The following is a 6,215-nucleotide window of genomic DNA, read 5'->3' as shown; positions in this document are numbered from 1 at the left end:
TTTGCATATGCAAAGGGCTTTTTTACGTCCGGTTCCCGGACCGTTTTGAACTATAAGCTATAAAACATCCCAACATGCCTTATCTGATGCGGTAAACTACAGACAGTTTAAATCAGTTAAGGCCGTTAAATGTCTATCCAGCTTCCCTCCTTAAAAGCCGACAACACGCTTGGTCTTGATGTCAGCACACAAAAACGTATTGTTGCCGAAACATCTGAAGATATTTTAAAAGCCTGGCAGTTAAGCCAAATTGAACGCGCTTCATTTCTGATCCTCGGTGAAGGTAGTAACGTACTGTTCATGGAAAATTTCAACGGCACAGTTGTAATCAACCGGCTTAAGGGTGTCGAAATTTATGAGGGAACGGAATGTTGGAAAATTCATGTTGGAGCGGGAGAGAACTGGCATCAGTTAGTTAAGAGTACGCTGGAAAAAGGCATTCCAGGGCTGGAGAACCTGGCTTTAATTCCCGGAACAGTAGGCTCTGCACCTATTCAAAATATTGGCGCTTATGGTGTTGAGTTTAAGGATGCCTGTGAATATGTTGACGTGCTTAACTTGCGCAGCGGCGATACCGAAAGGCTCCATCGTGACGAGTGTCAGTTTGCTTATCGCGACAGCATTTTTAAGCATCACTACCAGTCTGGCTACGCGATTGTTGCGGTAGGGCTAAAGCTAGATAAACACTGGAAGCCAGTATTAACTTATGGCGAATTAAAGACCTTAAACCCAGCGACAATTAATGCACGGGAGGTATTTAATGCAGTCTGCAAAATGCGCCAGAGCAAACTGCCTGATCCTGCTGTGATCGGTAATGTGGGAAGTTTTTTCAAAAATCCTGTTATCAGCCATGAAAAAGCCACCGGGCTATTATCACGTTTTCCTGATATGCCGCATTATCCGCAAGCTTCAGGTGAGGTTAAAGTAGCTGCGGGTTGGCTAATTGACCAATGCCAGCTAAAAGGATTTAAAGTCGGCGGGGCAGCCGTACATCAACAACAAGCATTAGTATTAATTAATGTTGATAATGCCACCCCGCAAGATGTCGTCGCTTTGGCAAAAACGGTTCGTTTGCAGGTTGGCGAAAAATTTGAAGTTTGGCTTGAGCCGGAAGTGCGGTTTATTCAGGCCCGCGGCGAATGCAATGCGGTTGAGGTAATTTCATGAAAGATCATAACATCCCACTAAGATTGATCGAAGCGTTAGCTGACGGTGAATTCCATTCCGGTGAACAGCTTGGTGAAATGCTTGGCATGAGCCGGGCAGCAATTAATAAACATATACAGACTTTGAAAAGTTGGGGACTGGATGTTTATACCGTCACAGGTAAAGGTTATAGCCTACCGGCTTCAATAATATTACTGGATGAAAAAGAAATTATATCCAGGCTAAATCAACCCCGTTTGACGGTCATTCCTGTTATTGATTCTACTAATCAATATTTATTGGATCGTATGGATGAACTTCGCTCGGGGGATGTTTGCCTTGCGGAATATCAACAAGCTGGACGCGGTCGCCGTGGACGGCAGTGGTTTTCACCATTCGGTGCAAATCTTTATATGTCAATGTACTGGCGTCTAGAGCAAGGCCCAGCCGCCGCAATGGGGCTAAGTTTAGTTATTGGCATTGTTATGGCGGAAACCTTGCAAGCTCTGGGGGCAGAAAAAGTCAGAGTGAAATGGCCAAACGATCTTTATCTTAATGACCGCAAGCTAGCTGGCATATTAGTTGAGTTGACAGGAAAAACGGGTGATGCCGCGCAAATCGTCATGGGAGCGGGCATCAATTTAGCCATGCGCTCTGCCGAAGGCTCTCAAATCAATCAGGGCTGGATTAACCTGCAAGAAGCCAACGTCAATATCAACCGTAACGAACTTGCTGCTAAGCTTATAAACAGCTTACGGGAAGCGCTACCCGTATTTGAACGTGATGGTCTAAAACCCTTTATTAAGCGTTGGGCCGCACTGGATAACTTTATCAATCGGCCGGTTAAATTACTTATCGGTGATAAAGAGATTCATGGTATTGCTCGCGGCGTTGATGAGCAAGGCGGTTTACTGCTGGAGCAGGAGGGCCAGGTTAAATCCTGGATTGGCGGCGAAATTTCCCTTCGGCCAAATTAAAAATAAAAGCCTGCAAGCGTGCAGGCTTTAATCTTTTCAGCTAATAAACTATTTACGTAAACGCACCGTGTCGACGGCATGATTACCGCTTTTCGTCATTATTAAGCTTGCGCGTTCACGCGTCGGTAATATATTTTCCTTCAAATTCAAAAAATTAATTTCTTTCCATAAACTACTTGCTGTCTCAACTGCTTCTTTTTCAGACAGCTGCGCATAATGGTGAAAATAAGAGTCAGGATCGGTAAATGCACCCTGACGAAATTTCAAGAAACGGTTGATATACCAATTTTGCAGAAGATCCTCAGCAGCATCGACATAAATAGAAAAATCTACAAAATCTGAAACAAAGACATGATGCGGATCATGAGGATAGTCCATACCGCTTTGTAAGACGTTTAGCCCTTCCAGAATTAAAACGTCAGGTTGCTGAACGATTTTATCGCCACCGGGGACGACATCATAAATAAGGTGCGAATATACAGGCGCAGTGACATGGGCAGCGCCTGATTTCAGAGCAGAGACAAAATTAACCAGGCGATGCATATCATATGACTGCGGGAAGCCTTTTTTCTTCATCAGGCCACGCTCTTTTAACACGGCATTAGGATGAAGAAAGCCATCTGTAGTAATTAGCTCCACTTTACGGTGTTCTGGCCAGCGGCTAAGAAGCGCTTGCAGCACTCGAGCTGTGGTGCTTTTACCCACAGCAACACTGCCCGCAATGCTTATTATATAGGGGATTTTCTGGCTATTGGTTCCCAAAAATTGTTCCAGCACCGCCTGGCGACGCAAGTTTGAGCTAATGTAAAAATCAAGCAGGCGGGAAAGCGGAAGATAAATTTCAGCAACTTCTTCCAAAGAAAGATCTTCGTTAATCCCTTTTAATTGTGCAATCTCAGTTTCTGATAACGTCATTGGAACGGAGTTGCGCAATGCTGCCCACTGTTTACGAGTGAACTGTAAATAAGGAGTTGTCAGTGAGATTGTTTTGTCCATAAGCATGTATTTGACAGCTAATCTATCCTCGGGCATGAGTAGCAAACAGGCTACATCATTGCTGAAATGGGCCGCTATCTATTAATTGAGTATCGGGTACATTGGGTTGGAGGGTATCACCAGTATGGCTTTTGAAAGAAGTAAAAAATTTTGTATTTATGCTGTCGAAAGCGAGCCTACAATTTTGATGTAACTTATTAAGGTGGATAATAATGCAACCCGTTGACCTGGACACACAGAGGAGCCTTAGCCGGAATAGACTTTATACAATGCATTGAATTAGCTGTTCAGCTACAAGTTTATGCCTGGCAGGCCATTAGCATAGATGTATGCACAAACAGAGCGCCTGTCGCGCTTGATCCACATAAATATGAAGCGGGTATGGTAAACATATCGGCTTTCTGCGAAGCACGTTAAAAGAAAGTCGGCACTTTCTTTGTATTGTCCTGACGTTCCCGGCCTTCTTTAGCGCATCCAGCAGAAAAAAGTTTTCCTTAAAACCCGCTTTCCGCTCCGTGGAAATTCAACCTGAAGCTGGCTTTATCGAACATTTTTTCTGCGGAAATAAGCTAAATTGCTACGATTTGCACAAATTCTAAGCGATAGAACAAAAACAGCGATTTTTTTGTTGCATCCTGAAGCCGACCTTCCTAGAATGCGCGTCACTTGATGCCGGCTTAGCTCAGTTGGTAGAGCAACTGACTTGTAATCAGTAGGTCACCAGTTCGATTCCGGTAGCCGGCACCATCAAGTAGGTGGGATTCCCGAGCGGCCAAAGGGAGCAGACTGTAAATCTGCCGTCACAGACTTCGAAGGTTCGAATCCTTCTCCCACCACCATCTCAACCCAACGGTTGAGAACAGATAAACAATCCGTTTGTCTGTCAGGTGAGTCACTTCTTCTCACCCTGAATTCAGACTGTGCAATAGCAACAGTCACGATCAGTCAGCCAACGCTGGCGGATTCGAATAGTAGGGGAATTTCTCTTATTATTCACAAGCTACAGAAAGAACAGGTAGCCGAGTTCCAGGATGCGGGCATCGTATAATGGCTATTACCTCAGCCTTCCAAGCTGATGATGCGGGTTCGATTCCCGCTGCCCGCTCCAGATGTGCTGATATGGCTCAGTTGGTAGAGCGCACCCTTGGTAAGGGTGAGGTCCCCAGTTCGACTCTGGGTATCAGCACCACTTCCTTTATCTCCCTCCTGATTTTCTCTCTGTAATTTCTTGCAGTCAGGCACTGCCTGGTTAATGTCATAATATCTTTGATATATCCGTGTCTTAGAGGGACAAACGATGGCTAAAGAGCAATTTCAACGTAACAAACTGCACGTAAACGTGGGCACCATCGGTCACGTTGACCACGGTAAAACTACCCTGACTGCAGCAATCACTACCGTTCTGTCTAAAACTTACGGTGGCCAGGCTCGTGCGTTCGATCAGATCGATAACGCGCCGGAAGAAAAAGCACGTGGTATCACCATCAACACTTCACACGTTGAATATGAAACCCCGACCCGCCACTATGCGCACGTTGACTGCCCAGGCCACGCCGACTACGTGAAAAACATGATCACCGGTGCTGCGCAGATGGACGGCGCGATCCTGGTTGTTGCTGCGACTGACGGCCCAATGCCGCAGACCCGTGAGCACATCCTGCTGGGTCGTCAGGTTGGCGTTCCTTACATCATCGTGTTCCTGAACAAGTGTGACATGGTTGATGACGAAGAGCTGCTGGAGCTGGTTGAGATGGAAGTGCGTGACCTGCTGTCTGCGTACGACTTCCCTGGCGACGACACCCCAATCGTTCGTGGTTCTGCGCTGAAAGCGCTGGAAGGCGAAGCAGAGTGGGAAGCGAAAGTCGTTGAGCTGGCAGAGCACCTGGACACCTACATTCCGGATCCAGTACGTGCAATCGACCTGCCGTTCCTGCTGCCAATCGAAGACGTATTCTCCATCTCTGGTCGTGGTACCGTTGTGACCGGTCGTGTTGAGCGCGGCATCGTAAAAGTGGGTGATGAAGTTGAAATCGTGGGCATCAAAGCGACAGCGAAATCAACCTGTACCGGTGTTGAAATGTTCCGCAAACTGCTGGACCAGGGTCAGGCGGGCGAGAACTGTGGTGTTCTGCTGCGTGGTATCAAGCGTGAAGAGATCCAGCGTGGCCAGGTACTGGCTAAGCCGGGTTCAATCAAGCCTCACACCCAGTTCGAGTCAGAAGTTTACGTTCTGTCTAAAGACGAAGGCGGCCGTCATACTCCGTTCTTCAAAGGCTACCGTCCACAGTTCTACTTCCGTACAACGGACGTGACCGGCTCAGTAGAGCTGCCAGAAGGCGTTGAGATGGTAATGCCGGGCGACAACATCAAAATGGTTGTTACCCTGATCCACCCAATCGCAATGGACGAAGGTCTGCGCTTCGCAATCCGCGAAGGCGGCCGTACCGTTGGTGCGGGCGTTGTTGCTAAAGTTATCGCTTAACTATCGATAACATTTGACGCAATGCACAAGAAAAGGGCATCATTTGATGCCCTTTTTGCACGCTGCCTCATAGAACCTGGCTCATCAGTGATTTTCAATCATAATCATTGCTGAGACAGGCTCTGTTATGCGGCGTTGGATACCGAGTTACGCCCCAAAAGCTCATTCGGTTTGGATGCCTCGCGTTGCGGGGCAGAATAGTTTCTGAATTATTGTGGCAGGTTGGTTTATGAGTGCAAATACCGAAGCTCAAGGGAGCGGGCGCGGCCTGGAAGCGTTAAAGTGGCTGGTCGTAGCAGTATTATTGCTCGCAGCAATCGTAGGTAATTACTATTATCGCGATGTAACGTTGCCTCTGCGCGCACTGGCTGTAGTTGTTTTAATTGCTGTGGCTGGCGGCATTGCTCTTTTGACAATCAAAGGCAAAGCGACCGTGGCTTTTGCTCGTGAAGCAAGAACCGAAATGCGTAAGGTCATTTGGCCAACTCGCCAGGAAACGCTGCACACCACGTTAATCGTTGCCGCGGTTACCGCCGTGATGTCACTGATTTTGTGGGGGCTGGATGGTATTCTGGTCCGTCTGGTATCGTTTATCACTGGCCTGAGGTTCTGAG

5 protein-coding genes and 4 tRNA genes are annotated in these 6,215 nt (G+C 47.2%); 8 read left to right on the top strand and 1 reads right to left on the bottom strand.

Features of this window, described 5'->3' with window-relative positions:
• Positions 1–129: 129 nt before the first annotated feature.
• A complete protein-coding gene (murB, locus tag QRY16_RS18295; RefSeq protein WP_289777611.1) occupies positions 130–1,167 on the top strand; it encodes a UDP-N-acetylmuramate dehydrogenase in 1,038 nt (345 codons plus the stop codon).
• Positions 1,164–2,123, top strand: a complete 960-nt coding sequence (gene birA, locus QRY16_RS18290; RefSeq protein WP_289777610.1) for a bifunctional biotin--[acetyl-CoA-carboxylase] ligase/biotin operon repressor BirA — start codon at positions 1,164–1,166, stop codon at positions 2,121–2,123. The genes murB and birA overlap by 4 nt, the downstream gene beginning before the upstream one ends.
• Before the next feature lie 48 nt (positions 2,124–2,171).
• Here birA and coaA read toward each other — a convergent pair whose 3' ends face one another.
• The gene (gene coaA / locus QRY16_RS18285; protein ID WP_193405872.1) at positions 2,172–3,119 is read right to left on the bottom strand and encodes a type I pantothenate kinase; all 948 of its coding nucleotides are present in this window, start codon (positions 3,117–3,119) and stop codon (positions 2,172–2,174) included.
• Positions 3,120–3,790: 671 nt separating this feature from the next.
• On the opposite strand from coaA, the gene QRY16_RS18280 reads away from it, so the two are divergent.
• The 6 genes from QRY16_RS18280 to secE all read left to right on the top strand — a co-directional run bounded on the left by QRY16_RS18280 (position 3,791) and on the right by secE (position 6,214).
• Positions 3,791–3,866, top strand: a tRNA-Thr gene (locus tag QRY16_RS18280).
• Positions 3,867–3,873: 7 nt separating this feature from the next.
• Positions 3,874–3,958: transfer RNA gene (locus tag QRY16_RS18275), tRNA-Tyr, on the top strand.
• Positions 3,959–4,152: 194 nt separating this feature from the next.
• Positions 4,153–4,227, top strand: a tRNA-Gly gene (locus QRY16_RS18270).
• Between the two features lie 5 nt (positions 4,228–4,232).
• Positions 4,233–4,308: transfer RNA gene (locus tag QRY16_RS18265), tRNA-Thr, on the top strand.
• A 108-nt stretch (positions 4,309–4,416) separates the two neighbouring features.
• Positions 4,417–5,601: an elongation factor Tu gene (gene tuf / locus QRY16_RS18260; protein WP_193405636.1), complete on the top strand. Its 1,185-nt coding sequence runs from the start codon at positions 4,417–4,419 to the stop codon at positions 5,599–5,601.
• A gap of 229 nt (positions 5,602–5,830) precedes the next feature.
• Positions 5,831–6,214 carry a preprotein translocase subunit SecE gene (secE, locus tag QRY16_RS18255; RefSeq protein ID WP_193405762.1) on the top strand — a complete coding sequence of 128 codons (384 nt, stop codon included), beginning with the start codon at positions 5,831–5,833 and terminating at the stop codon, positions 6,212–6,214.
• Position 6,215: the final 1 nt, after the last annotated feature.

The sequence above is a fragment of the Mixta mediterraneensis genome (assembly GCF_030283135.1).
Lineage (GTDB): Bacteria > Pseudomonadota > Gammaproteobacteria > Enterobacterales > Enterobacteriaceae > Pantoea > Pantoea mediterraneensis.
This window is presented reverse-complemented; position numbering and strand designations above follow the sequence as displayed.